This is a genomic window from Kiloniella spongiae, from assembly GCF_001026905.1.
Taxonomy (GTDB): Bacteria; Pseudomonadota; Alphaproteobacteria; order Kiloniellales; family Kiloniellaceae; genus Kiloniella; species Kiloniella spongiae.
Genome location: NZ_LAQL01000008.1, coordinates 17,874 through 44,676 on the forward strand (window position 1 = coordinate 17,874; position 26,803 = coordinate 44,676).

Here is a 26,803-nt window from a genome sequence, read left to right on the forward strand (position 1 = left end):
ACTAGGAAATAATCAATTTTTTTATTTCATCGTCGGCATCATAAATTCGGCACCGCTACGAATACCAGTTGGCCAACGTGTCGTTACTGTCTTCAAACGAGTGTAGAAACGAATACCTTCTGGGCCATGCATGGAATGATCACCAAACAGAGATCTTTTCCATCCACCAAAAGAATGGAAAGCCATCGGCACCGGAATTGGCACATTTACACCGACCATACCAATTTGGATCTTGTGCGAAAATTCACGTGCTGAATCTCCGTCGCGGGTAAAGATCGCAGTACCATTTCCGTATTCGTGATCGTTAATCAACTTAACAGCTTCATCAAAGGTGTTTACACGAACTACCGCCAATACTGGACCAAAGATTTCTTCTTTGTAGATCGTCATATCGGAAGTAACGTTATCGAACAAACATCCACCGATGAAATAACCGTTTTCAAGACCTTCCGGTTTTTTACCACGTCCATCAACAACCAGTTTAGCACCTTCATTGACACCAGCATCTACAAAGCCTGTTACCTTTGCCAGATGTTCAGCAGAGATCAAAGCGCCCATTTCAGCATCAGCAACTTCATAGTGCGCAATCTTAAGAGCCTCAACCTTTGGTGCCAACTTCTCAATCAGGGTATCCGCAGCTTCATCACCAACCGCAACGGCAACAGAAATCGCCATGCAACGTTCACCGGCAGAGCCATAAGCGGCCCCCATAAGTGCATCAACAGCTTGGTCCATGTCTGCATCCGGCATCACAACCATGTGGTTCTTTGCACCGCCCAGGGCCTGAACACGCTTCCCGTTTGCCGTACCTGTTTTATACACATATTCGGCGATCGGAGTGGATCCAACAAAACTGATGGCTTTGACACGCTCATCTTCCAACAAAGTATCAACGGCTTCCTTATCACCGTTCACAACGTTTAGAACACCATCAGGTAAACCAGCCTCTTTTAGAAGCTCAGCAAGACGTAACGGGCACGAGGGATCTTTTTCAGAAGGCTTCAGGATAAAGGTATTACCGCAAGCGATTGCGATTGGGAACATCCACATAGGAACCATTGCCGGAAAGTTGAACGGTGTAATTCCCACACAGACACCAACAGGCTGGCGCGCAGAGTGACTATCAACACCTGTACCAACATTTTCGCTGTGTTCGCCCTTTAGTAGATGTGGAATACCACAAGCAAATTCGACGACTTCCAAACCGCGGGTAATAGATCCAACAGCATCGCTGATCACTTTACCATGCTCTGCGCTGACCATTGCCGCCAACTCATCCATGTTCTGTTCTATAAGTTCTTTGAACTTGAACATAACCCGCGCACGTCGCAAAGGCGGTGTTGCAGCCCATCCCGGTAATGCAGCTTCTGCCACGGCAATAGCGTCCCGAACTTCGTCAGCAGACGCCAGGGCCACTTCACCAGAAACCTGCCCCAAAGCAGGATTGTGAATCCTTGCAGATCGACCGCTGTTTCCAGTAACTTTTTGCCCGTTAATAAAGTGTCCGATTTGTTGGCTCATTAGCCTACTCCCACATTGCTAGTTGTAGCGATTTTTACGCTGTAACAGGGTTTTCAAATTCATATTTGTCATTTTGAATGTTCAGCACTTCCGCTTTATGACTTCAGCAAAAATGACTTTTATTCTTCGCGAACATTTAAGAGTTTGCGTCCTCTTGTTCATATATCCAGTTTTATCTATTCTCTATATCCAGATATGTTTTCATTCCTTAAATGTTATATGCTTTCTGATGATCGTTATTATGCAAAATAAATAAAGGACAATTCTGATATTCTGTTACAACCGCAGATCAACAGCATTTATTCTATATAAAAATTATTTGGAATAAATATTCCATATTCGTAAAATGTCAAGTGTAAACCCCTAATTTTGAAGACGAGAAAAGGACTCCATATAATGTCAGAAAGCCTTTTTATTCTGGACAAAGGAAGTACTGAGTCTCTCCAACTTCAAATCAGACGGCAATTTGTTTCTGCTATTTTAGGAGGAAGCTTGCCTGCCGGAAACCCTGTTCCTTCCAGCCGAAAGTTGGCTGAACAGTTAAACGTCTCCAGAATTACTGTTACACAAGCTTATAATTCTTTGATCGATGATGGCTATCTGACTTCCAAAGAACGTAGCGGTATCTACGTCAGTGATCGCCTGACCCTTCCTTTGAAAGCGGACAAGCCATCCCACTCCAAAGCTCCCCCTCTATCCGATCCCGTTTTCCGACAAATGAAACATCGCCCAAGTCACCAGCAAAATATTGAAAAACCAGAAAATTGGCGTGATTACCCTTACCCCTTTGTAACAGCTCAGGTTGATAAATCCCTTTTCCCAATAGCCGCCTGGCGAGAGTGCTCCCGGCAAGCCTTAAGCCTGAACGCGATGGCCGATTGGACAGAAGATCGCCTCGGAGTAGATGATCCTTTTCTGATTGAGCAGATCAGAACACGATTACTGCCCACCCGTGGGATTCATGCAAGTGAAGAGGAAATTCTGGTTACAGCGGGTGCCCAAAACAGTCTCTATATTCTTTCGCGGCTATTCCTTAACAACAATACTCTTTTTGGTATGGAGAACCCCGGTTATCCGGACTTGCGTAATATTATTCAGCTGATTGGGTCACGTATTCAGTATCTCAATCTTGATCATCACGGCTTAATTCCAGATCAGCAAATTGATAACTGCAATGTCCTGGCGGTTACCCCAAGTCATCAATTTCCCACAACCGTTACAATGCCCTTACAAAGAAGGAAGGAATTACTCGAACGGGTCGAAACAAATAATACGCTAGTAATTGAAGATGATTACGAGCCTGAATTGAATTTCGAAAGCTCCCCAACCCCTGCCCTGAAATCTTTGGATAGCACTGGACGTGTTGTATATGTCGGAAGTCTCTCCAAATCTTTCTTTCCCGGGTTACGGCTTGGCTATCTTGTTGCCTCAAAAGAAATCATCCAAGAAGCAAGAGCCCTTGGACGCCTTATGCATCGGCATACGCCAACCAATAATCAGCGGACCATGGCGTTGTTCCTAGCACTAGGACATCACGATGCTTTGCGTAAAAAACTAAGGCGAATTTATAAAAACAGATGGCTTGAAATGAAAAACGGGTTAGAGACAATGGGAATAAATTTCCAGAGATCATCCGGTGGATCTAGTTTTTGGGTAGAGGGAGCCAAAAATCTGGACAGTAAAGAGCTTTTAAAAAGGGCGTTAAAGAAAGGCGTTGTTTTGGAACCGGGTACTATTTACGACTTTAACGCTATTCCCCCCAAACACTTTTTTCGTCTTGGGTACACAGCAATTGAACACACTTCTATTGAAAACGGTTTAAAACAACTTCATTCTACTCTGAACGAGCTAAGTGAAGTTTAATGAAGCGTCAGTCCAACAGTCGGAACTAAATCAAACTCTTCGTCTTCAACCAATTCAGGCATCGGAATCATTCCCTCATCCTGTACTGTTTCATCAGAATGCATATAAAAAGAAAGCATACCCTGATTAAGAAATGGCGTAGGACGATAGGCATCACCGTCAACGGGTCTCACATCAATTTCTGCAAGGCTATCACTAGCTTCATCAAGAAAAAGATCAGACATTTTTGATGAAGCAGTTTCCATAGACCGTAATGACTGGTTTAAATCATCTGAACCAGACTGTGTCGTGTTTTCAAAAGCAACTGAATTAGCGAGCATTTCCTGCAAAGCATGAACTCCTTGCCCCGAACCAACCGGTACACTCAAAAGACCATCATTGGTCTTCACCAAACTTTCTTCTCTGAAAACTTCAGAGAAACTTTCCCCCAATTGTGCAACAGAAACCATAATACCCTCCAACAAGCAGGACTATTTTAGTAAATTAAATCTAAAATTTACGTTAAATATTCATTGACAAAAATTAACCATAAATTGCAGAAGAAATTATTTTGTCCTTGCAACACAATGGGTTTAAAGTTTTTTTAATCACAGTCAGTTATCCATGATTAAAAATTATTTGCTGTAAGGGAGATCCAGCTAATGAGTGAATCAGTCGAAGATCGCAGGATATTTCCAAGGGCAGAGGTTATTCTAGCCGGCCGGGTTGACGGTAATCTGCGCAAAAAAGACTGTGCCGTGATGGATATCTCTTTAACAGGTGCAAAGCTTGAATTTGATAATCCAATAACGGGTGAAATAATCGAAACACTCCGCTTTTCTCAATCCGCAGCACTCAACGTTTCCGTTGCCTGGGACCACGGTACAAATGTCGGCGTTAACTTCACCGACGCCCCTCACGACATTGCCAATGTCCTTGAACCCCTTTTACCAAAAAGCTGTTTTGAGCCTTTCGATAATAAAAGTTAGACGTTCAAGTCTCTCAACTATTTGCTGAATGAATACATAAAAAAATCCTACAAAATTACATTGCAGGATTTTTTGTTTAAAAATAATTTGTGGCTTAAAGACCTGGTCTTCAATGAGCTAGGCGTCCTCTTCTTCCCCGGGAAGTCCTGGTAATCCACGCTCTTTTCTTGGTGTTCGCCCAAAAAAGTCGCGATAACATTTTGAAAAGTGAGACGCCGATACAAAACCACAAGCAAGAGCTACATCAATAACAGACATGTTTGTTTGCAATAGAAGAAGGCGTGCTTTGTTTAATCTGAGTTCCAGATAATATCGTGCAGGAGAACGGCTCAGGTATTTACGGAAGAGCCGTTCTAGCTGCCGTGTTGAAAGTCCAGCATCTTTAGCCAACTGAATGCGTGTCAGAGGCTCTTCCAGATTTTCTTCCATCAGTTTGATAACAGCCAGCAACTTTGGATGCCGCACCCCTAATCGAACTGGCATAGACATACGCTGCTGATCATGCTCATCGCGAATACGATCATGCATAAACTGGTTCGCGACCACCCCCGCCAACTCGTGTCCGTGTTGAGCAGAAATAACATTGAGCATCATATCCAGTGACGCGGTCCCACCGGCACAGGTAAAACGATTACGGTCAATTTCGAACAATTCCGGTGTGACTTCGATTTCAGGAAAATCCTCTAGAAACCCAGCCAGATTTTCCCAATGTATCGTACAGCTGTAATCATCAAGCAACCCAGCTTTCGCCAGAATATGTGCCCCGGTACAAAGCGCACCGATATCAACCCCTTTACGTTCTATCCGACGTAACCATGAGTGAATACGCCGATCAGTAATCTTGTGCGCATCTTCCCCACTACAGATAATTGCAGCGTGAAAACTATCTAGTTCATCAAGATTAATATCAGGTGAAATTGGAATACCACAAGATGATATAACAGGTTGATCATCAACACTGACAAGATTCCAACTATAAAGCTTTTTTCCAGCTTCTCTATTGGCAAGCCTTAATGGCTCTACAGCAGACGTAAAAGCAATAAGAGAGAATTTGGGGACCAGGAAAAAAACAATGCGCTGTGGCAATTCTTGCGGGGCTTTTCTAATCATCTCTAAACTTTCACCTGACACGCATGTTAGCAATGTGAAGATACAATCTATCAGTTAGCGCGTATTAAGTACCATTAGGACACAGAACAACATTATTCATAACATTATTCTCTTGCACGAACCTTAAAATGTATACTCATTTCATTTTGAGCTTATTTTACTCTATAAAATGCCAATTATCAGAAAGTTTTCAAGTAAACAAGAAGCGAATATTACTTTTACCTTTTACGTAAAAGAAAAGGCAGCAAAAGCCGCCTTTTCATAACAGATAAGATCTATTCAGATTTTTTATGTAAAGGCATCTGGCATAGAGTCTTTTTTCTTAATGATAAACTCATTCAGAGCCTCATCAATTGATGCGTCAAGATCCGGGGCTACATATTGCTCCAAAGTCTTTTTCACAACAGCATTCGCACGTTGATAAGCATCAAGAGATCCTTCTGATTCCCACTGCTCAAAAGAATTATTATCTGCAATGTTCGAACGGAAGAAGGCTGTTTCAAAATTAGCCTGAGTATGAGCACAACCAAGGAAGTGATTACCCGGACCAACTTCACGAAGAGCGTCCATAGCCTGGCCATTTTCGGTCATATCATAACCTTCCAACATACGCTGCATCATGCCCAGTTGGTCAGCATCCATCACCAATTTCTCGTAGGATGAAATCAAACCACCTTCGAGCCATCCAGCGGCGTGAAGCGTAAAGTTCACCCCAGCCAATGAAGTCGGCAGGATTGTGTTTGCTGATTCGTAAGCCGCTTGTGCATCTGGAAGCTTTGAACCGCAAAGCGACCCACCTGAACGGAAAGGAACACCAAGACGACGAGCAAGCTGTGCCATACCATAAAGAACCAATGCTGGTTCTGGGGTTCCGAAAGTCGGCGCACCTGATTGCATTGAAATAGAGCTTGCGAATGACCCCATAACAACTGGCGCACCTTTGCGAACCATTTGCGCAAAAGCAATACCGGCCATACCTTCGGCAAGAGATTGTGCCATCACACCAGCAGCGGTTACAGGAGCCATCGCGCCCGCGAGAATGAACGGCGTGATAATACAAGCCTGCATGTGACGGGCATATACTTTCAACGCACCCAGCATCGTATCATCAAACGTCATTGGCGAGTTGGCGTTGATCAAGCTGATCATGACCGTATTGTTTTCAACAAAATCATCGCCAAAAACCAATTTCGACATCGCAATGGAATCTTCCGCGCGTTCCGGAGCAGTTACAGAACCCATGTAAGGTTTGTCAGAGAAACGCATGTGCGTATAGAGCATATCCAGATGACGCTTGTTCACCGGAATATCAACAGGTTCACAAACCGTACCGCCAGAATGATGAAGTGCAGGCATGGAATAGGTCAGCTTCACAAAATTCCGGAAATCCTCGATCGTTGCGTAGCGACGCCCACCATCAAGATCACGGACAAAGGGAGGACCATATACCGGCGCAAAAACAGTGTTTTTTCCACCAATAACCACCGATCTTTCCGTGTTACGGGCGTGCTGAGTAAACTCACTTGGTGCATGCGCACACCATTGACGGGCCAGACCACGAGGGAAACGAACACGTTCGCCCTGAACATCACAGCCATTGTCTTTCAGAATCTGAAGGGCTTCAGGATCATCACGGAATTCAATCCCGATTTCTTCCAGGACTGTTTCCGCATTGTATTCAATAATTTCAAGCGCTTCTTCATTCAGCGTCTCAAAATAAGGAATGTTACGTGTAATATATTTCAGTTGCTCTGAAGAACCGCCTGATCTGGCGGCACGTCGCGAAGTAGCACCACCGCCACTACGACCTCGACCGGCGCGCCCGGCGCGACCTGATCTTTTTTCTGTATCACTCATTAATTGCCCTCCCATAGAGATCTCGAATATTCCCTTCTGACTGATCTGGCTCTGTCTAGATTGCGACAGACAAAAAACCAAATGCGGCAAGGAGGGGTAACAAGCTTATTTCCCTAGTAAAAACCTTGAGAACAGACTGACGGTTTCGCCCAATTAAATCATACTTTTGAGAAATAACTAAACCGAGAGCCTCTATTTGAGATACCGGAACAGACGAGTCGGATTTATCGACCCTGAGACAAAGCGACTTTCTTTGTCCCAAAAGGGTCAAGATCTGTTAAAGTTAAAAGTGTCGTAAAATATCATTAATGTCGTAAACTGCGAGTGTGGTGACGCAAACCGATAGGACGTTCAGCAGACTGTTCCCCATCATCATGTTCAGATGTAATCGGTCGCTTTTGCGCTACATTAAGGTAACAAAAGCACTTTGCCATATCGCAAAAAATACCGAGACATAACAAACAACTATGACCCTGTGCATAAGCACGTTAGTCGCATTAATTTGGAGTCAGGCGATGAAATCTCACTACAAAGCCGTCGTTATCGGTGGTGGTGCTGTTGGTGTTGGTACACTTTACCACTTGGCAAAAAAAGGTTGGTCAGATGTTGCGCTGCTAGAGCGCCACGATCTGACATCTGGTTCCACCTGGCACGCTGCCGGTTTGCTGCCTTTGTTCAATATGAGTTACTCTGTTGGTAAAATCCATCAATACTCTGTCGATCTCTATTCTCGTCTGGAAGAAGAAACCGGCCTGAATTCAGGTCTCAAACAGGTTTCAAACATTCGTCTCGCCCGTACACAAGATCGTATGGACGAATACAGATACTATGTTGGTGTTGCGAAAACACTTGGTATTGATGTTAAGTGGCTTTCCATTGAAGAGCTCAAGGAAATTTGGCCCCTTTGTAATACTGACGGTGTTCTCGGTGCTATCCAGCACGTAGAAGACGGCTATGTACAGCCTGCTGAACTAACTCAAGCGCTTGCAAAAGGTGCCCGCAATAACGGTGCAGAAATTCATCAACATACAACTGTTCTGGGCATGGAACAGCAAGATGATGACAGCTGGATAGTGCAAACTGACAAGGGTGATATCTCTTGTGAGCACGTTATTTCCTGTACTGGTAACTTCGCCCGTCAAACCGGTGAAATGGTTGGCCTGGACATTCCTGTTATTCCAGTTGAGCACCAATTTATCGTTACTGAACCACATCCAGACATCAAAGCACGTCACGCTGCTGGCCTTCCAGAAATGGGCGTTCTACGCGAATCAGATTCTTCATGGTATATGCGTGAAGAAGCTGGCGGCCTGTTGCTTGGCCCATACGAAGTCGGTGCACCCTGCTGCTATGTTGACGGTCCAGCACCTGATGCCAAATATGAACTTTTCAACGGTGAGCTAGAGCGTCTGATGCCATACATCGAGACAGCTTTTGAACGCGTACCTGCCTTTGCTGAAGTTGGCATCAAAGAAGTTTACAACGGTGCGATTGCCTACACACCTGATGGATCACCTATCATTGGTCCAGCATGGGGTTTGAAGAATTTTTGGCTGAACGAAGGTCACTCCTTCGGCATAACAGCAACAGGTGGTGCTGGTTGGCAGCTGGCTGAATGGATTGTTGACGGAGAACCGACAATTGATATGTCTGGTGTTGATCCGCGTCGTTTTGGTCCTTATGCAGGTCGTGGCTTCCTGAAAGAAAAGAATGAAGAAGCCTATGCAAATGTCTTCACTGTTCACTATCCCGATGAATCCCGTCCCGCAGCTCGTGGTCTAAAGCGCTCTCCTTCTTACGACCGTATGAAAGAACACGGTGCAGTTATGGGCACAATCTTTGGCTGGGAGCGTCCAAACTGGTTCGCACCAGAAGGTTATGGCCTGACGGAAGAAGATCTAAATCAAGACGACACACTCACGCGTGAAAACCATGCTCCTGCTGAAGAAGGTAAGCTTCCAGTCGAAAAATGGTCTTTCCGTCGTTCCAACTATTTCGAACACGTTGGCAACGAGTGCAAAAACGTCATGGAAAACGTTGGCTTGCTTGACATGTCCGCTTTCTCCAAGTTCATCGTCAAAGGTAGAGGCGCTGAAGCATGGTTGAGCAGTCTTGTTGCCAACAAAATCCCGAAAAAGATCGGTCGTATGGCGTTGACACACATGTTGACCCTACACGGTGGTGTTCGCGCTGAATTCACCATCCTGAAAACAGGCAAGCAGAGCTACTATCTTGTATCAGCCGGTGCTCAGGAACGTCATGACTGGGATTACCTGACCAAGCTTAAGCCAACTGATGGTTCAGTTGAGCTAGAGAAAATCACAACTCAGCAAGGTGTTTTCATTATTGCCGGACCAAAATCCCGCCTATTGATGGAAAAACTGTCTGACGCAGATTTCTCGAACAAAGCTTTCCCATGGTTGACCGCACAACAGATCTCTGTTGGCATTGCGCCAGTTACTGCGGCACGAGTTAACTTCGTTGGCGAGTACGGTTGGGAGCTTCATCACCCAATTGAAATGCAGAACTATCTCTTTGATGTTCTCATGGAAGCTGGCGCTGAATTCGGCCTGAAACCATTTGGTATCCGAGCAATGGATTCCATGCGCCTGGAAAAATCCTATCGCTTGATCCCGACTGAAATGTCCATCGAGTATTCTGCATTGGAAACTGGTCTTGATCGTTTTGTTCGCCTCGACAAAGAAGATGATTTCATCGGTAAACAGGCACTTGCAGACTGGAAAGAACGCGGTTTTGACAATCAGTTTGTTACCCTTGAAGTTCACGGTGTAACAGATTGTGATGCTCGTGGTTCCGAGCCTATTTATCTTAACGATGAAATGGTTGGTCGTGTAACATCCGGTGGATACGGCTTCCGTACTCAGAAGTCGATTGCACTCGCAATGGTTCGTCCGGATCTGGCCGAAATTGGCACTGAGCTGAATGTCTATATTCTTGGTAATCTCTTCAAAGCAACTGTTGTTGAAGAATCACCATATGATCCTGAGAACAAAATCTTGCGTAACGTCGAATAATATCGACTGACGTTAAAGCTCAAGAGCCGCAGAGTTCCAAACTCTGCGGCTCTTTCTATTTAAAACATAATTACCGCCCAGCGGCATAACCTTGCATAAACCGGGGATTAGCCGCAGCCTTTAATAAACCCTTTTCTTTAGATGCCGCAGCCATGCGCCCCAAGGACCAGTCTGGCTCAATGACAACCTTGTGTCCGCGACTTTTCAACTCTTCGATAGTCTCTGTAGGGAAACGTCCTTCCAGTGAGAGATTTCCCGGGTCACATTCACGCGGATAAAAAGAGCTTGGAAAATGTGCTGTCTGGAAAGCAGGCGCATCAATGGCTTCTTGAAGGTTCAACCCAAAATGAACATGGCGCAAGAAAAAATGAAGTGACCATTGATCCTGCTGATCCCCACCCGGTGTCCCAAAGGCCATGTAGGGAACACCATTTTTCAAAGCAAGCGATGGCGTTAACGTCGTTCTTGGCAGCTTTCCCGGTGCAATACAAGCCGGAGATGTTTCATCCAGCCAAAACATCTGCGCCCGGTTTGTCAGGCAGAACCCCAGTCCCGGAATAATTGGGGAAGATTGTAGCCATCCGCCGCTTGGTGTCGCTGAAACCATATTCCCCCAACGATCAATAATATCGAGATGACATGTATCTCCCTTGGCTCCACCTTTATCGTCCGGTGTAGGCTCATCATCAAAACGTGCGACAGTAGGCTCGCCAATATCTTTGTTGTCTTTACCTTCCTCTGTGGTTCCCTTGATCCGAACAACAACATTTCCCCCCTTACCCGGAACAGATCCTGGCCTGATCTCAAAAGAGGTTGTGTCCGAAATAAGTTTACGGCGTTCATCGTTGTAGGCATCCGAAAGCAGGACATCCATAGGGACATCGACAAAATTTGGATCGCCATAAAAAGCTTCCCTGTCCGCAAAAGCCAGCTTTGCACTTTCTGTAACCAGATGCACAAATTCTGGCGACTTTTCATCCAGAGCATCCAAATCAAAGCCTTTTAGCAATGCCAATTGCTGCAAGAAAACAGGTCCCTGTCCCCACGCCGCAGTCTTACAGACCGTATAACCGTGATAATCAAACGTGAGCGGTTCTTCATAAGAAGCAGACCAACCCGCCAAATCATCTTTACTCAATAGAGCTTTGTGTCGACGTCCGGTTGTATCCATAACCTCTGCAGTTTCACAGAAATCCATAATAGCTTTTGCGACAAAACCCTCTGACCAGATTTTTCGAGCCGTCTCAATTTGTCCTTCACGATTATCCGAAGCGGCTTCTGCCTCGGAAATAATACGATCATACATATCAGCCATTTCAGGGTTTTTAAAAAGCGCGCCTGCTTCCGGCACTTTTCCGTCTTTGAGATAGATATTAGCCGATGATGTCCATTCATCCTCGAAAAGAGTTTTCACCCGATTTATTGTATGGGCAATATTTGGGACGATGGAATAACCATCACGGGCATAGTTAATGGCGTAAGACAGGACATCACGCAAAGACATGGTTCCATAATCCAGCAACATTAACATCCATGCATCAAAAGCACCGGGTACAACCGCAGAAAGCATTCCTGACCCCGGCACAATAGATAAATCCAATGCCTGATAAGCTTCTAATGTCGCCTTTTGAGGAGCAGGTCCCTGCCCGTTTATCACTTTCACAGGTCCTTTTTCCGGAGCAACAATAATCGGGACTTCACCACCAGGTCCGTTCAAATGTGGTTCAACCACCTGTAAGGCAAAGCCGGTCGCAACGGCAGCATCATAAGCATTTCCACCTCGTTCCAGTATGCCCATTCCTGCTGCTGTTGCCAGCCAATGAGTAGATGTAACAACACCAAAGGTTCCCACAATCTCTGGGCGTGTGGTGAATTCGCTCATAACCTAATCTCCTAAATCAAATAGATTCCTCTAGATCAGATATCTAGCAAAAACAAATAACTAGATCCCGAATCAAGGCATCAGAACAACATAACTTGACAGTGAACATAGATCATGCAGATAATTGGTACAACCAATATAATTTGGTTAAACCAGTTAACTTTACTCGGGCATCTAAAAATCTTTCGTAACTAAAATCTTTCTCTGGGGAGGGAATTTCATGTTCAAGGTCTCACTAAAATCCGGGGCGGCCGCTTTGTTGGCAACCGCAACAATAGGATTGGCATCACAAGCTCTAACGACACCAGTACACTCAGCTGAAATTTCCTGCGATACAGCAAAGCTTATCGTGCCGTGGAAAGCGGGTGGCGGAACAGATGTTGTATTTCGCAAGTTTGCCGAAGCCGCAAATAAAACCGGAGCCAAACCACAGTTGCAAGTGATCAACATTCCGGGCCAAGGCGGTAACAAGGGTACTAAAGAAGCCCACCGTGCCAAGGCAGACGGCTGTACCTTGATCGCAATCCATCAATCCGCAATTACAAGCTACTTCACAGGACGTATTGATTTCACATGGGATGCTTTTGAGCCCGTAAGTTTGTTGACTAGAACGGCTTCCTTCGTTGGTGCTGCTTCAAACACATCCTATAACAGTTTGGAAGAACTGATTGCCGATGCAAAAAAACGACCAGAAGAAATCACCGCAGGCGGCACCTTTGGGTCTGTCAGCCAGTTTCTATTCCTCCTGATTGAAGATGCAGCAGGCGTCAAATTTAGACACGTTTCCTATGACGGTACAAAAGAACGTATCACAGCCCTTTTGGCCAAGAGCATTGAAATTGGCGAAATCAATCTGACAGCCGCAACCAAATATTTAGAAGCAGGTGATATGAAAGCTCTGGCTGTTATGGGTGATAAAGAAATGTCAGAAACACCCGGTGTAAAAACGGCCAGGGATCAAGGTATTGATGTCGTCTTTGGTGTCGAACGTGGTGTCATGCTGCCAAAAGGAACACCAGCAAATATCGTTGCTCATTATGAAGCAATCTTCGAGAAAGCTGCACAGGATGTTTCCTTGAATGAGTCTTTGAACAAAACTGGCACTGATATCGTGTACAAAAATGCAACCGATTACACCAACCATATGCAAACGACATATGACAAGTGGCTCGGTATTGCGAAAAAAATCGGCGCATACAAACGTTAAGTTTTGTTGTTTTAAGACCTTTGAGCTTCCGGTCTTAATCAACTCACTCGCGCTGACCTTCTCCCGTTTCTTTAAATGTTAGAGGTCAGCGCGCTTTTTTCTGGAGTTTCCAATGATCAGAGCCAGACAAGATCTCTATGTCGCGATATTTTTGTTAATGTTCTGCAGTATCATGATATGGGCAAGCTATGATATTCGTGACCTAGGTTATCCGGGCTTGAAACCAGAAACCTGGCCCCGATTTCTGCTTATTCTTCTAAGCGGCCTCAGTGCTCTGTATTTGATAAAATCTGTAAAAGCTTTAAAGATCGAAAAAGTGTCTTCTGAAGGTGCGGTTAGTCATATAGGTTTCTGGTCAAAGTATCAAAATGCTGTTTGGTGTTTTGCACTCTTTTTCCTGTTTCTCTTGAGCCTTGATTACATCGGAATGCTGTTGGGTGGCATGCTCTTTGTGTTTGCTCTTTTGACAGTTCTAGGTGAGTTCACCAAAAAAAATATTATCCTGCACCTAATCGTATCTGTTATCTCGGTTGGTATCATGTGGTTGATTTTTACGTACAGTCTTCGGGTTCATCTTCCCGCGGGTGAAATTTTTGCGGTATGGCAGGTGTAAATTATGTGGGACATTATTCTTCAAGCCAGTAACGATATCCTGTTGGATCCCAGTACTCTTTTACTCATGGGTATCGGTGTTATTGCAGGCCTGTTAACTGGCGCAATACCGGGCTTCACTATTGCAATGGGCGTTGTTCTTACCCTGCCCTTTACCTTTGGAATGTCTGCTACTCAGGGCGTCGCGACAATGATCGGTGTTTTTGTCGGTGGGCTTTCTGGCGGTTTGATGTCTGGTATGTTAACTGGTATTCCCGGAACGCCATCATCTGTTGCCACGACCTTTGACGGCTTCCCCATGGCACGCAACGGCAAACCTGGCCTCGCCCTCGGCCTTGGTGTCTGGTCTTCTTTTTTTGGAGGCATTATCAGTGCCATTTTACTCGTTGCTCTTGCCCCACAGCTTGCGGTTCTTGGTCTGGAGTTTGGCCCCTGGGATTATTTCTCTCTCATTCTCTTTTCATTGACAATTACTGCCAGTCTTTCGGGGAAAGCCCTTTTAAAAGGTATGATTGCAGGTGTTCTCGGCCTGTTTTTTGCCACAGCCGGCGAAGACCCGATAAATGGTATGGCGCGATTTGATTTCGGATGGGATCCCCTGTTACAAGGCTTTGCTTTTCTTCCTGTTCTCATAGGCCTCTTTGCCTTTAGCCAACTGCTCAGTGATATCGAGGATAGTGATCAAGCTCGACGTCCCCTTCTGGAAAAAGCCATGTCTGCGGCCAGAATAGAACATCGACAAGCCATAAAAATGATCTTTTCCCGTTGGGGAAACCTTATTAGATCCAGCTTAATCGGTGTTTTTACCGGGGTGTTACCCGCAGCCGGCAGTTCAATTTCCAACATTCTAGCCTATGATCAGGCCAAGAAAGCCGCCCCGGATGACAAAACATTTGGCAGTGGTGATCCCGACGGCATTATTGCCCCCGAAGCTGCCAACAATGCAACCGCTGGCGGGTCTCTTATTACTATGATGGCACTTGGAATACCCGGTGATGTCGTGACTGCTGTCATGATTGGGGCCTTGATGATTCATGATATTGTCCCCGGGCCTTCTTTTATCTCAGACCAACCGGTACTCGCCTATTCAGTTTTCATCGCCTTTTTCCTTGCCCATTTCATGATGGTTGGCACTCAGGCCCTGACCTTGCGACTATTTTTATTCGCGACAAGATCACCCATGTACATTCTGGCTGCGGTCATTTTGGCCTATTGCTCTATCGGTGTTTTCTCTCTTCATAACGTACAGTTTGATATGTGGGTTATGCTTGGCTTTGGTGTTGTCGGATATACGCTTCGCAAACTCGGATTTCCGCTTGCCCCAATGATCCTTGGCGTTGTTCTTGGGCAAATTGCCGAGCTCAACCTGTCCAGAGCTCTTTCCATCAGCGATGACATGACGTTGTTCCTCAGCAGACCGTGGTCCCTGTTCTTTTTAATTCTGGCGATTTTTTCCTTCAGCTTTCCCTGGTACCAAACGGCAATCAAACTAAAGCGACAATGGGCATCCTATTTCATTCCTGTTGCCATGACAGGCTTGGCTTTTCCATTATTTCTAATGCAAGGCTCTGTTCGTCCCATCCTTGCCCTGGGGTTGATCTTGGGAGCATTATTCATCTTTTGGAAAATCGGGATAACAAATAAGGGCGAAAAAAGATAAAAACCTTAATGAAAATAAAATCTAAGCTGAGATAACACTCATTCACTAACGTTTATCAAATTTATGTAGTCAGGCTTTATATAGATGGATGCACTCTTATCAACAGATCTGCTTATACTCGCAGCTGTCTTATTGGCAACAGGTGTCGTTGCCGGGTTAATTGCCGGCCTGTTAGGCGTTGGCGGCGGGATTGTTATTGTCCCGGTCCTATATCATCTTTTCAGCCTTATTGGCGTTGATGAGTCTGTCCGGATGCACACCGCTGTCGGAACATCTTTAGCGACTATTCTTATCACTGGCTTTGCCTCTGCCCGATCTCACTACAACAAAGGTGCTGTTGACACAGACCTGCTTAAAAGCTGGGGTCCTGCCATTGCAATTGGTGTTTTGATTGGCGTTGTCGTTGGTGGAAATATCGGGTCCGAAGCTTTGATCGCCATCTTTGCGGTCATTGCCTTAATCGTTGCAGTAAATATGGCTTTCCGTCCTGATGGCGCACATATCTCCGATCAACTGCCCGGCTCTCCCTTTAAACAGCTTATCGGGGTTTTCATCGGTGGAATTTCCGTCCTGATGGGCATTGGTGGCGGAACCTTGTCAGTGCCTATTCTCACCCTTTTCAATTACCCCATTCGCAAAGCTGTCGCGACGGCATCTGCGATCGGACTTATCATCGCAGTTCCAGGGTTTCTTGGCTATATCTACTATGGTTTGGGACTGCCCGGCAGACCAGATTTTTCCCTTGGTTATGTCAACCTGATTGGCTTCGCCCTAATCATTCCAACATCCGGGTTCTTTGCCCCTATCGGCGCAAAAATTGCCCATGCAATTCCGCCAAAATTACTTCGCCTGTCCTTTGCCTTTTTCCTCTTCATCACAAGCTTGCGCATGATACACGACTTGCTAACATAAGAAGGCTGCCTTAGAAGGCAGTGATGGGAGAGCAAGTATGATAGAACAAAGTCAGTCAGCACCGTTAGAACAAGGAACTGAAAGTACCGAAAATTCAGTTTCAACAGCGCGCGCCTATGAAGACGTTATCGCCAAGATCAGAAAACTGATCAGCGATGAAGACATGGGCCCCGGCGACGCTCTTCCTTCCGAACGACGTCTATCTGACTTGTTTACTGTTTCACGCCATTCTGTCCGCGAAGCCATCCGTGTTTTACAGGAACAGGGTGTCCTGGCCCCAAAGCGAGGAAGCGGCAACTACATCAGGTCTTCCTCGCGAGAAGAATTAACCCGCGCCCTGTCCTCGCTGGTATCAGGTGATGCCAGGCGCTTATTCGAAGTCTTTCAGTTACGTGAGTTGATGGAACCACAGATTGCCGCCCTCGCTGCGGAAATGATCCTGCCGGAACAGCTAGAGGAAATGGATCAACTCGTCAGAACACAGATGACCACCGAAGATCGAAGTGAACTGCAAAAAATTGACCGAAATTTTCATGCACTTATCGCCAAGGCAACGGGAAATGCGCTTTTATCTGATTTAATGGACAAAATCAGCGCATCAATGGACCCATCCCGTACCGAAGGTCATCAAAGTGATGAACGGCGGGTTGCCTCCATCACTGGCCATTGCCGCATCTTAAAGGCTTTACAAGCACACGACCCTGTCGCAGCCGCAGAAGCAATGCGAGATCATATCAACGATATCAAGCACGCTGTTTCCCCGGATACACCCTAGAATTATTATTCGGCAGCTTGGTTTAAAGGGTCAGGGTACAGTTCATCCATTGAAACGCTGCGCCCCGTATCAAGAACAATGCGGGCATGATAGCGCTTTAACGCACGCGCATCTGCCGCACCACAACTGTGAGCGATAGTTCCGACTTCTTTACGCATGTTCTTCGCGTAACTGGCGACACGTTCAGATTTTGTAACCGGATCAAGGCCGAACTGTAATTTCTTGTTGTGTGTCGTCACGCCGGTTGGGCAGGTATTCTTGTTACACTGCAATGCCTGAATACATCCAAGGGCAAACATAAAGCCACGTGCAGAATTGACAAAATCGGCCCCTGCACAATAGGCCCATGCCACATCAGACGGGTTGATCATCTTACCACTGGCACAGACTTTAATACGATCACGTAGCCCGTGTTTAATCAAAGTATCCACCACATGAGGCAAACTTTCCCGGAGCGGAACACCCATGTTATCAATCAAGCTCATCGGTGCTGCGCCTGTTCCCCCATCTGCGCTATCAATCGTGATAAAATCAGGGGCACTTTCAATGCCACGTTTTTTGATTTCCTCACATAGGTTATCAAAAAAACCATAAGCCCCGACCACCATCTTAAAACCAACCGGTTTGCCTGTGGTATCTCGGATATAGGCCATCATATCCAAAAGATCACTCTCGCATTTCACCTCTGGATGACGATTTGGACTGATGGCAGATTGACCGACAGGAATACCGCGAATTTGGGAAATTTCTTCAGTGACCTTTTCACCCGGCAGAATGCCACCCTTACCTGGCTTGGCACCTTGAGAGAGCTTAAGCTCAAACATTTTCACCTGATCGTGTTTTGCAACTTCCCGAAGTTTGTCCTCATCAAAACCACCTTCAGGTTTGCGAACGCCAAACTTGGCTGTTCCAATCTGAAACACAATATCGGCCCCACCTTCCAAATGATAAGGCGACAAGCCTCCCTCGCCTGTGTTTAACCAAATACCTGCCTTCTTGGCCCCTTTCGACAAGGCCCGAACGGCCGGGATAGAGATTGCACCATAGCTCATACCAGAAATGTTAAAAATACTATCGGTTTCGTAAGGTTGCCGACAATAAGGGCCGATCACCACATTACCGGGTTCAACCGCATCTTCGGCCTGCGTCGGGAAAGGACAGTTCACGAAAAACACCGTTCCCGCAGGTCGTAAATCGCGTGAAGACCCAAAGGCAACAGTGGAATCAACATTCTTTGCCGCACGATAAACCCATGACCGCTCTGCGCGATTAAAGGGCATTTCTTCACGATCCAAGGCAAAGAAATACTGACGGAAAAATTCCCCGAGATGTTCGAAAAGATATCTAAAACGCGCAATGACCGGATAGTTTCGACGTAACGTACTTTCTGTCTGCGTCACGTCACTGATATAGGCATATATCAACCACAGGAAACCTGCACCAACTGCCGTTATAAAAAGAAAAGAGAGAAGTTCCAAAAAGGTGACAACAAAATCAGGTATCTGTTCCATTAAAATCTCTCCCCATTATTATTTTCATTTCATCAAACTATAATAGGAAAACTCTCTTAAAAGCCAGTCACAAGAAAAATAGCGGTTTGTGACTGCATAGATTTTGAATTCATCCTTCCCCTACTTGGTAGGTTCGCCAAAAAAATAAAAGCGCTGGAAAACCAACGCTTTTATTCAAGGTGATTTTGACCACTATCTTCCAATTCAAAACAGAATTAAATATGCAACGCATGCCCTAAGGTTTTAAGGGCAGCTTCCTGAAAAGCCTCGCTTTGTGTTGGGTGAGCATGGATTGTTCCGGCGATGTCTTCCAGACGTGCCCCCATTTCAAGGGCAAACGCAAAGCCTGCGGACATTTCGGAAACACCTGCACCAACGGCCTGAATACCAAGAACAAGATGGTTATCAGCACGGGCAACGATACGTACGAAACCTTCTTCGCGTTCAGCAGACATGGCGCGGCCATTGGCCTGAAACGGGAAGAGATCGGTTTTAATATCATGCCCCAGTTCTTTTGCTTCTGCCGGGGATAATCCAGCCGTTACAATTTCCGGATCAGTAAAGCAAACAGCGGGAATACAAACTTTATCCCAAGCACGCTTTTCCCCCGCAATAATTTCAGCAACCATTTCCCCCTGTGCCATAGCACGGTGGGCAAGCATTGGTTCCCCGGTAACATCCCCTATTGCATAGGTTCGCCGCATAGATGTTTCGCATTTATCATTGATATGAATAAAGGCACCATCCATACGCAGATCAATTTCTTCCAGTCCCCACCCTTCAGTGACGGGTTTGCGGCCAACCGTAACCAAAATCTTGTCCGCTGGAATTTTGTGATCAGCCCCGCCACCATTTTCCACAAGCAGCGAGTTACCTTTTGTCGAAAGTCCTTTTGCTTTGGCGTTGGTCATGACCTTTATACCAAGATCGTTCAGGCGTTTGACAACGGGACGAACCAAATCTTTATCATACTGAGGCAAAATAGATTTAGCCGCTTCGACCACCGTAACCTCAGCCCCAAGTTTTGCATAGACAATTCCAAGTTCCAGTCCGATATAGCCACCGCCGACTACAGCCAGCTTTTTTGGAACTTCGGTTAATGACAGAGCCTCGGTAGAGGAAATTACTTTATCCCCGAAAGGCAAGAAAGGCAGCTCAACAGGCTTGGAACCTGTGGCAATTACCACATATTCAGCGCGAATAATCTGCGGGCCTGTAGGTGTGGTAACCTCAACGGTTTTACCATCCCGAAACTTGGCCCAGCCTTCAACGGTTTTAACCCCGTGCTTTTTCAAGAGACCCGCAACACCAAAATTCAAACGACTGACAATGCCATCTTTCCATTCCATAGTTTGAGTCAGATCAATAGTGGGCTTTGTCGTTGAGATTCCAAGTGCATTTTCCCCGGACAAATGAGCGACTTTATCGAACTCATCCGCGGCGTGGATTAGGGCTTTTGACGGGATACAGCCTACATTCAAACAGGTACCACCGGGTTTTCCTGCTTCAATAACAACGGTGTCTATCCCCAGTTGTCCAGCACGGATGGCACAGATATATCCACCAGGGCCAGCACCGATGACCAGAAGCTTTGTTTTAATTTCCTTCACGGCTTAGCCCTCCATAAAAATCATTGCCGGTGTCTCAAGAAGAGATTTAATACGCTGCACAAAAACGGCGGCATCCCAACCATCAATAACCCTGTGGTCAAAGCTGGAAGAAATATTCATCATCTTGCGTGGTACAAAATCCGTTCCGTCCCACATGGGGCGCACAGCCATTTTATTTACCCCCAGAATGGCGACTTCCGGGTGATTAATAACAGGCGTTGTTGCAATCGCCCCCAACGGCCCGAGCGAAGTAATTGTAATGGTAGAACCACTCAGCTCTTCGCGCGTAGCAGTTCCCGCTTTGGATGCGGCCGCCAAGCGATTAACTTCTGCGGCACAGCCCCAGACATCTCTTGCCTCGGCATGCTTAATAACTGGCACGACCAAACCATTTGGTGTCTGTGCCGCCATACCAATATGAACACCACCGTATTGATGAACAACGCCCGCTTCATCATCAAAGATTGCATTGAGATTAGGTTGTTCAGCAACGGCCTTGACCAAAGCCCGCATCAAAAATGGCAGAAGCGTCAATTTAGGATGGTCTTCTGCCCTGTTCTTGTTCAACGTCGCGCGCAATTCTTCCAGCGCCGTCATATCAACTTCTTCCACAATCGTAATATGCGGTATACGCGATTTAGAAATCGACATCTTTTCCGCAATTTTACGACGCAGGCCAACGACCTTAACTTCTGAAACCGAAGTATTTGGAACAAGACCACCCTTTGGGCCAACTGCAACGCTGCTGCCGTCAAAATAAGCATCCAGATCTTCATGTGTAATACGCCCGGCTGGCCCGGTCCCGGCAACTTGTCGGAGATCAACTCCTCCATCTTGTGCACGCTTTCGAACAGCAGGGGATGCAACGGGCTTTTCTCCCTCTGCTCTGACGGGGCCAACAGACTGTTTACGTAACTTAGAGCCGGAAGGTTTCTTTATCTCCACCTTTGTTTTTGGTGGTTCAACAATAAAACTCTGTTCCCGCTTTTTAGGGACATTTTTCTCTGACTTTTCCGTCTCTGGTTCCTCAGTTTGGGGACCAGACGTACTTGCTTCCGTACTATTTCCTTCCCCGTCAACTTCTAGTTTGATAATAGGCGCACCGACAGACATCACATCCCCAGGCTCTGCCCCAAGCCAAATAATGCGCCCATCGACCGGCGACGGAATTTCAACAGTTGCTTTGTCTGTCATCACAGCGGCAAGGACGGCATCTTCCTGAACGACATCACCAACAGATACTTCCCATTCGACAATCTCGGCTTCGGCAACACCTTCGCCAACATCCGGAAGCTTGATTACATATTCACCCATAGATCAGGCCTCCATCACTTGTTCTAACGCGCGACTAACTCTTTCCGGTCCGGGAAAATAGGCCCATTCCTGTGCGTGCGGATAAGGCGTGTCCCACCCGGTGACCCTTTGAATAGGTGCTTCAAGATGATAGAAACAGGTTTCCTGAACACGAGAGAGAAGTTCCCCACCAAAGCCGGAGGTCAGTGTTGCTTCGTGAACAACAACACAACGCCCTGTCTTTTTAACCGACGCGATGATTGTTTCTTCATCCAGCGGCAACAAACACCGAAGATCGATAATCTCAGCATCAATCCCGGTTTCTTTTGCTGCAGCTTCGGCGACATAGACCATGGTGCCATAGGCAATGATCGTAACGTCTGCCCCTTCGCGGGTCACTTTCGCTTTGCCCAATGGGACATTGTAGTAGCCATCGGGCACTTCACCCAATTCATGTTTTGACCAAGGCGTTACCGGCTGGTCGTGATGACCATCAAAAGGACCATTATAAAGGCGTTTCGGTTCCAGATAGATAACGGGATCGTCATCTTCAATCGCAGAAATCAAAAGCCCTTTGGCATCGGCAGGGTTGGATGGCACAACGACCTTCAGGCCGGAAACCTGGGTAAAGACCGCTTCGGGACTTTGGCTATGTGTCTGCCCCCCAAAGATCCCGCCTCCTGTTGGCATTCTGATTGTTATTGGGGCCGTAAAATCACCCGCAGAGCGATACCGCAACCGCGCAGCTTCAGAAACAATCTGATCATAAGCAGGGTAAACATAATCAGCGAATTGGACTTCGACACAAGGACGCAGGCCATAAGCAGCCATACCAATAGCAGCACCGACAATGCCGGATTCATTGATCGGAGCATCAAAACAGCGGTTCTTGCCGTACTTTTCCTGCAGGCCATGTGTGCAGCGGAAAACACCACCGAAGTAACCAACATCTTCGCCAAAAACAACAACGTCGTCATTTTTTCCCATCATGACATCCATTGCATCACGGATGGCTTCAATCATCGTCATTCTGCTCATGAATTAAATCCCCGCTTCCTGACGTTGACGCCGTAAGTGTGGCGGCATTTCTTTATAAACATCTTCGAACATGTCACGTGTTGAAGGCGACCCCCCGGAATGGAGCGTGCCATGACTTTCCGCTTCTTTTTGCGCGGCAAGCACTGTGTCTTTAATTTCCGCTTCCGTCTGCAATTGACGTTCTTCTGACCAGATCCCTTTGCTGATAAGATGAAGTTTCAGTCGTTCAATCGGATCACCTAATGGCCAGGCATCAGACTCTTCTTTTGGACGGTAAGCAGCGGGATCATCAGAGGTCGAATGCCCACCAGCACGGTAGGTCACATATTCGATCATCGTTGGGCCGAGGTTCAAGCGTGCACGCTCAGCAGCCCACTTTGCAACTGCATAAACGGCGAGATAGTCATTGCCATCAACCCGAAGTGCCGGAATACCAAAGCCATGGCCACGCGCGGCAAAGGTTCCCGACCCACCTTTCGCAATTCCCTGAAAGGTCGAGATCGCCCATTGATTGTTCACCACATTGAGAATGACCGGCGCTTTGTAGGTGGAGGCAAAAACCAACGCAGCATGAAAATCTGATTCAGCTGTTGATCCATCACCAATCCACCCCGCAGCGATCTTGGTATCATTCTTAATCGCCGAGGCCATCGCCCAACCAACGGCCTGAATATACTGTGTACCCAAATTACCCGAAATAGAGAAGAAGCCGTATTCCTTCTCAGAATACATAATTGGTAGCTGACGACCTTTTAGCGGATCTTCTTCATTGGAATAGATCTGGTTCATCATCTTGACCATCGGGTAATCTTGCGCGAGCAAGAGGCCAGCCTGACGATAGGTCGGGAAATTCATGTCTCCCTTTTCCAGCGCACACTGAAAAGCCGTTGAAACGGCCTCTTCACCAAGATGTTGCATATAAAAGGATGTTTTTCCCTGTCGTTGCGCCATCATCATACGTGCATCAAAAGCCCGTAGCGTCATCATGTGTCGCAGGCCTCTGATCAATTCGTCATCACTCAACAGGTCAGCCCACGGCCCCACAGCGCCCCCGGCCCTGTTCAAGACACGAATGATAGAATAGGCAAGATCCCTGATTTGTTCAGGCGAAACATCCACATCAGGGCGCCTTACTGAACCTGCTTTGGGTATCGTAACGTTGGAGAAATCCGGTGTATCTCCGGGGCGAAACTCTGGCTCTGGTACATGAAGATGAAGCCGTTTCTTTTCACTCATCTATTTTTCTCCACCAAGATATTTTTCTCTGGCACTTGTCACTCCCTAGGTTCAGCCCTTTTTGCCGATTTTGGCTTGTTTTTAATTACACTTTTAATCTCGGGTGCAATCTGGGGCATAATCTCTGGCAATAATTATGACATATTATCGCTGGTGATTATTCCCAAAATGATTAATATTAGAAAGAAATTGAGCTATTTTTCTCTAACAAACACATGATGAGTAGTGATTTATGGAACTTGATACGATTGATATAAAGATTTTGCGAATCCTTCAAACGGAAGGGCGCATACGTTCTATAGAACTGGCCGAGCGTGTAGGTCTGTCGCCCACGCCATGCGCCCGACGTGTAAAAATGCTTGAAGACGAAGGTGTTATCACCGGCTATGCAGCAAGGGTCGATCAAACCAAACTTGGTTATATGATCAATATCTTTGTCTCGGTTGAACTGGAAAAACAGGCGTCGGAGAACCTGAAACAGTTTGAAGAAGAAATAGATAAATTTGAAGAGGTTGTAGAATGTTACCTGATGACGGGTAGTCAGGATTTCTTGCTTAAGGTTGTCGCAACTGATCTTATGGCCTTCGAAAAATTCCTTCAGGAGAAGTTGACCCGTATTCCAACAATCCGGGCAGTAAGATCTCGTTTTGCCCTGCGCAGCATTGTAGAAAGAAATGCGCTGCCAAGCCCACAAAGACCATCCTAATAATTCAAAACTCCAACTGAAGGTAAGCAATTTGAACATGATTGCTCCTGTTGCAATGCCCCAAGAACCTGATGATCAATCCTCACACACGACTACCGCATAAGTTGACCACAATAACAATAATACCATCGCCTAAGCAAAAGAGATACGAAAATGGTCACCACAATAATATGATGACCATTTCATAAAACTACTCGACTATTTTTAGTGGTGTTTATTACTCGGCAGCTTCCGGTAAAGCATTACGGTTGCGGATCAACAAATCGCCAATACTGTTGGCCTTGTGTTCTACCAATGTATCAGGCCCACCCCAGATTGGGACCGCACGGCCAAGTCTAGCCATAATGTCATAGATAATAAACTTCGCGACACCATTTCCGCCACGAGTTCCCTCATACAACAACTGAAGAGGATATGCAGCATTCCCGAGAACTGGGATAAAACCCAAAAGCAATGCAAACCAAGGCCGGCTTGTTCCCCGGGCGGTAGAAGCAAGAATACGACACGTCGTATAGATCGTGCGCACAATCACCCCACCACTAAAATAACCAATAATACCGCCTAAAAGGCCAATGACATCAAAAGCCCCCAACCCAAAGACAATAGCCAGGGTTGTAACTTTCACAAACGGTTTCAGCGCCATCAATACACCAAAGTCAGTGATGTAAAGGCTGCTTTCGCTATTTTCCATTTCATGCTTCAAAACATCGGCTTCACGTTCGGTAAGCTGGCGACGTTTTTTCCAGTCTTCAATGCTGCGTCCAACCAATAACCGGCTCAACTGCGTCCTATAAGAAGGCAGGAACATAAAGGCTTTAATTTTTGGCATCAGGTTGCCAAGTTGCTTGATAAGTTTGCTCTCAGTTAGCAAAGATTTGGCTTTCCCAATAACTTTGCCCAAACCTTCTTTGACCTGCCGCCCATACCAACGCAACGGATGCTTCTTGTAATAATGCGTTTCTTCTTCGGAAATTTTACCGCGGGCAAATTTTGACTGGATACTCCGCTGCAGACGCGACATGAAACGCCAGTCATCAGGCTTGTGAATAAGACCAGATACATCAACACAAAGTGCTTCATATTCCTGTTCACTCATCACAGCTAAAAGCGCATTTTTGTTTACCGCAATATAATCGCGAAGCTTGGGTACATCCACATCATCATATAGCGGACGACCATTCACAACAGTACGCTGTAAATAGTAAGTAAACAGGAGCTTAGGATTCGCCGGAAACAAGGCTGGTACGCCGGATTCCAGATCAACCCAGACCCAACGCTTTTCACCCGCATCTGTCGTTTCCAAGAGGAAATTACTGGTCGCAACGGGATTACCATACCCCGCCTGCCAGGCAAGACCATCAAACCCCGCATCAAGAAGTAATCCCTGCAAGGGTTTCATGACATTCTCGACAAGATCCTGAATTTCCGTTTCTTTCAGCGAAGAATACGGATGATGCAGAGACGGCGCGCGACCATCAATAAATTCCATGGTAATTTCGTTCGCACGGAATTCTTCATTCCAAGATACAGAAATAATTTCTGCAATACGCAACTTACCAGGAAGCCAGAGCTTCATGAGCGCAGCAAGAACACGACGTCGACAGGCAGCTTCTAGGATTGATCCCTGATGCCAGATATAAGGGTTGTTCGCGCCAAAAATCACATTGTGAACAAGGCCAGCCAACGTAGAACCTACAAATATCTTACGTGCTGTCGCCCGACCATCAGGAAGATGATCCAGATAGACAGTAGCCGATCGGCCAGCGCCAATCTTACGATCTTTTAAAGTCGACATTTAGTTATTTTCCAACCCTTGTACGGTGCCCGTATTCGCCCCTTCGGTAAGTAAAAAACCGAAAATAGAAATCAAAGCTGCGGGGAAATTTTTCGCGAGCAGCATATATCTATACTTTTTTTGTGGAAAAAACCACCCATGGTGAAATAAAAATGTCACTTTTATGCCTCAGATACCTCACGAGCCTGTATCTCCTTAAGAAAACCTCGTTA

At 46.2% G+C, this 26,803-nt stretch carries 20 protein-coding genes; 9 read left to right on the plus strand and 11 right to left on the minus strand.

All coding sequences use genetic code 11. The features are described from left to right. Positions 1 to 21: 21 nt before the first annotated feature. Positions 22 to 1,521: a CoA-acylating methylmalonate-semialdehyde dehydrogenase gene (locus WH96_RS12890; RefSeq protein ID WP_047764617.1), complete on the minus strand. Its 1,500-nt coding sequence runs from the start codon at positions 1,519 to 1,521 to the stop codon at positions 22 to 24. Positions 1,522 to 1,917: 396 nt separating this feature from the next. Here WH96_RS12890 and pdxR point away from each other — a divergent pair, with 396 nt between their 5' ends. After that, positions 1,918 to 3,384: a MocR-like pyridoxine biosynthesis transcription factor PdxR gene (gene pdxR / locus WH96_RS12895; RefSeq protein ID WP_047764618.1), complete on the plus strand. Its 1,467-nt coding sequence runs from the start codon at positions 1,918 to 1,920 to the stop codon at positions 3,382 to 3,384. Here pdxR and WH96_RS12900 read toward each other — a convergent pair. Beyond that, positions 3,381 to 3,833 carry a hypothetical protein gene (locus WH96_RS12900; RefSeq protein WP_047764619.1) on the minus strand — a complete coding sequence of 151 codons (453 nt, stop codon included), beginning with the start codon at positions 3,831 to 3,833 and terminating at the stop codon, positions 3,381 to 3,383. The genes pdxR and WH96_RS12900 overlap by 4 nt on opposite strands. A 192-nt stretch (positions 3,834 to 4,025) precedes the next feature. Between WH96_RS12900 and WH96_RS12905 the strand changes: the two genes are divergently transcribed. Further along, positions 4,026 to 4,352, plus strand: coding sequence for a PilZ domain-containing protein (locus WH96_RS12905; RefSeq protein ID WP_047764620.1), 327 nt, complete (start codon positions 4,026 to 4,028; stop codon positions 4,350 to 4,352). A gap of 117 nt (positions 4,353 to 4,469) precedes the next feature. Here WH96_RS12905 and WH96_RS12910 read toward each other — a convergent pair whose 3' ends face one another. Together WH96_RS12910 and WH96_RS12915 are read right to left on the minus strand one after the other, a co-directional pair. Next, positions 4,470 to 5,462, minus strand: coding sequence for a GlxA family transcriptional regulator (locus WH96_RS12910; RefSeq protein ID WP_047764621.1), 993 nt, complete (start codon positions 5,460 to 5,462; stop codon positions 4,470 to 4,472). Between the two features lie 288 nt (positions 5,463 to 5,750). Further along, positions 5,751 to 7,319 carry a trimethylamine methyltransferase family protein gene (locus WH96_RS12915; protein WP_047764622.1) on the minus strand — a complete coding sequence of 523 codons (1,569 nt, stop codon included), beginning with the start codon at positions 7,317 to 7,319 and terminating at the stop codon, positions 5,751 to 5,753. Between the two features lie 515 nt (positions 7,320 to 7,834). Between WH96_RS12915 and WH96_RS12920 the strand changes: the two genes are divergently transcribed. Continuing rightward, on the plus strand, positions 7,835 to 10,354 hold the full coding sequence (locus tag WH96_RS12920; RefSeq protein ID WP_047764623.1) for a GcvT family protein: 2,520 nt from the start codon (positions 7,835 to 7,837) through the stop codon (positions 10,352 to 10,354). 70 nt (positions 10,355 to 10,424) lie between these two features. Here the strand turns inward: WH96_RS12920 and WH96_RS12925 are convergent, their stop codons facing one another. After that, entirely contained in the window at positions 10,425 to 12,236 is a 1,812-nt protein-coding gene (locus WH96_RS12925) for a gamma-glutamyltransferase family protein (protein ID WP_047764624.1), read from the minus strand. A 220-nt stretch (positions 12,237 to 12,456) separates the two neighbouring features. Here WH96_RS12925 and WH96_RS12930 point away from each other — a divergent pair, with 220 nt between their 5' ends. The 5 genes from WH96_RS12930 to WH96_RS12950 all read left to right on the plus strand — a co-directional run bounded on the left by WH96_RS12930 (position 12,457) and on the right by WH96_RS12950 (position 17,402). Next, a complete protein-coding gene (locus WH96_RS12930) occupies positions 12,457 to 13,443 on the plus strand; it encodes a Bug family tripartite tricarboxylate transporter substrate binding protein (RefSeq protein ID WP_047764625.1) in 987 nt (328 codons plus the stop codon). Positions 13,444 to 13,555: 112 nt separating this feature from the next. Then, on the plus strand, positions 13,556 to 14,056 hold the full coding sequence (locus tag WH96_RS12935) for a tripartite tricarboxylate transporter TctB family protein (protein WP_047764626.1): 501 nt from the start codon (positions 13,556 to 13,558) through the stop codon (positions 14,054 to 14,056). Between the two features lie 3 nt (positions 14,057 to 14,059). Continuing rightward, entirely contained in the window at positions 14,060 to 15,715 is a 1,656-nt protein-coding gene (locus WH96_RS12940) for a tripartite tricarboxylate transporter permease (protein ID WP_047764627.1), read from the plus strand. A gap of 84 nt (positions 15,716 to 15,799) precedes the next feature. Further along, the gene (locus WH96_RS12945) at positions 15,800 to 16,627 is read left to right on the plus strand and encodes a sulfite exporter TauE/SafE family protein (RefSeq protein ID WP_047764628.1); all 828 of its coding nucleotides are present in this window, start codon (positions 15,800 to 15,802) and stop codon (positions 16,625 to 16,627) included. A 37-nt stretch (positions 16,628 to 16,664) separates the two neighbouring features. Next, complete coding sequence (locus tag WH96_RS12950; protein ID WP_047764629.1) at positions 16,665 to 17,402, plus strand: FadR/GntR family transcriptional regulator; 738 nt, start codon at positions 16,665 to 16,667, stop codon at positions 17,400 to 17,402. Between the two features lie 5 nt (positions 17,403 to 17,407). On the opposite strand, the gene WH96_RS12955 is transcribed toward WH96_RS12950, so the two are convergent. The 5 genes from WH96_RS12955 to WH96_RS12975 form a co-directional block, all read right to left on the minus strand. Further along, the gene (locus tag WH96_RS12955) at positions 17,408 to 18,913 is read right to left on the minus strand and encodes an FMN-binding glutamate synthase family protein (protein WP_047764630.1); all 1,506 of its coding nucleotides are present in this window, start codon (positions 18,911 to 18,913) and stop codon (positions 17,408 to 17,410) included. A 215-nt stretch (positions 18,914 to 19,128) separates the two neighbouring features. Continuing rightward, complete coding sequence (gene lpdA, locus WH96_RS12960) at positions 19,129 to 20,523, minus strand: dihydrolipoyl dehydrogenase (protein ID WP_047764631.1); 1,395 nt, start codon at positions 20,521 to 20,523, stop codon at positions 19,129 to 19,131. A 3-nt stretch (positions 20,524 to 20,526) separates the two neighbouring features. Beyond that, positions 20,527 to 21,837 carry a dihydrolipoamide acetyltransferase family protein gene (locus WH96_RS12965; protein WP_047764632.1) on the minus strand — a complete coding sequence of 437 codons (1,311 nt, stop codon included), beginning with the start codon at positions 21,835 to 21,837 and terminating at the stop codon, positions 20,527 to 20,529. A gap of 3 nt (positions 21,838 to 21,840) precedes the next feature. Further along, positions 21,841 to 22,854 (minus strand): alpha-ketoacid dehydrogenase subunit beta, encoded by a 1,014-nt coding sequence (locus WH96_RS12970; protein WP_047764633.1) that lies wholly within the window; start codon positions 22,852 to 22,854, stop codon positions 21,841 to 21,843. A 3-nt stretch (positions 22,855 to 22,857) separates the two neighbouring features. Next, the gene (locus WH96_RS12975) at positions 22,858 to 24,090 is read right to left on the minus strand and encodes a 3-methyl-2-oxobutanoate dehydrogenase (2-methylpropanoyl-transferring) subunit alpha (protein WP_047764634.1); all 1,233 of its coding nucleotides are present in this window, start codon (positions 24,088 to 24,090) and stop codon (positions 22,858 to 22,860) included. 232 nt (positions 24,091 to 24,322) lie between these two features. Between WH96_RS12975 and WH96_RS12980 the strand changes: the two genes are divergently transcribed. Continuing rightward, positions 24,323 to 24,796: an Lrp/AsnC family transcriptional regulator gene (locus WH96_RS12980; RefSeq protein WP_047764635.1), complete on the plus strand. Its 474-nt coding sequence runs from the start codon at positions 24,323 to 24,325 to the stop codon at positions 24,794 to 24,796. A 217-nt stretch (positions 24,797 to 25,013) separates the two neighbouring features. On the opposite strand, the gene WH96_RS12985 is transcribed toward WH96_RS12980, so the two are convergent. Then, positions 25,014 to 26,591: a hypothetical protein gene (locus WH96_RS12985; RefSeq protein ID WP_047764636.1), complete on the minus strand. Its 1,578-nt coding sequence runs from the start codon at positions 26,589 to 26,591 to the stop codon at positions 25,014 to 25,016. Between the last annotated feature and the right edge of the window lie 212 nt (positions 26,592 to 26,803).

Coding starts and splice junctions, on each gene's coding strand:
- WH96_RS12955 (WP_047764630.1), bottom strand. CDS start 18,913: ATGGAACAGATACCTGATTTTGTTGTCACCTTTTTGGAACTTCTCTCT.
- WH96_RS12890 (WP_047764617.1), bottom strand. CDS start 1,521: ATGAGCCAACAAATCGGACACTTTATTAACGGGCAAAAAGTTACTGGA.
- WH96_RS12900 (WP_047764619.1), bottom strand. CDS start 3,833: ATGGTTTCTGTTGCACAATTGGGGGAAAGTTTCTCTGAAGTTTTCAGA.
- WH96_RS12920 (WP_047764623.1), top strand. CDS start 7,835: ATGAAATCTCACTACAAAGCCGTCGTTATCGGTGGTGGTGCTGTTGGT.
- WH96_RS12980 (WP_047764635.1), top strand. CDS start 24,323: ATGGAACTTGATACGATTGATATAAAGATTTTGCGAATCCTTCAAACG.
- WH96_RS12970 (WP_047764633.1), bottom strand. CDS start 22,854: ATGAGCAGAATGACGATGATTGAAGCCATCCGTGATGCAATGGATGTC.
- WH96_RS12975 (WP_047764634.1), bottom strand. CDS start 24,090: ATGAGTGAAAAGAAACGGCTTCATCTTCATGTACCAGAGCCAGAGTTT.
- WH96_RS12905 (WP_047764620.1), top strand. CDS start 4,026: ATGAGTGAATCAGTCGAAGATCGCAGGATATTTCCAAGGGCAGAGGTT.
- WH96_RS12935 (WP_047764626.1), top strand. CDS start 13,556: ATGATCAGAGCCAGACAAGATCTCTATGTCGCGATATTTTTGTTAATG.
- WH96_RS12950 (WP_047764629.1), top strand. CDS start 16,665: ATGATAGAACAAAGTCAGTCAGCACCGTTAGAACAAGGAACTGAAAGT.
- WH96_RS12930 (WP_047764625.1), top strand. CDS start 12,457: ATGTTCAAGGTCTCACTAAAATCCGGGGCGGCCGCTTTGTTGGCAACC.
- pdxR (WP_047764618.1), top strand. CDS start 1,918: ATGTCAGAAAGCCTTTTTATTCTGGACAAAGGAAGTACTGAGTCTCTC.
- WH96_RS12940 (WP_047764627.1), top strand. CDS start 14,060: ATGTGGGACATTATTCTTCAAGCCAGTAACGATATCCTGTTGGATCCC.
- WH96_RS12925 (WP_047764624.1), bottom strand. CDS start 12,236: ATGAGCGAATTCACCACACGCCCAGAGATTGTGGGAACCTTTGGTGTT.
- WH96_RS12985 (WP_047764636.1), bottom strand. CDS start 26,591: ATGTCGACTTTAAAAGATCGTAAGATTGGCGCTGGCCGATCGGCTACT.
- WH96_RS12965 (WP_047764632.1), bottom strand. CDS start 21,837: ATGGGTGAATATGTAATCAAGCTTCCGGATGTTGGCGAAGGTGTTGCC.
- WH96_RS12945 (WP_047764628.1), top strand. CDS start 15,800: ATGGATGCACTCTTATCAACAGATCTGCTTATACTCGCAGCTGTCTTA.
- WH96_RS12915 (WP_047764622.1), bottom strand. CDS start 7,319: ATGAGTGATACAGAAAAAAGATCAGGTCGCGCCGGGCGCGCCGGTCGA.
- WH96_RS12910 (WP_047764621.1), bottom strand. CDS start 5,462: ATGATTAGAAAAGCCCCGCAAGAATTGCCACAGCGCATTGTTTTTTTC.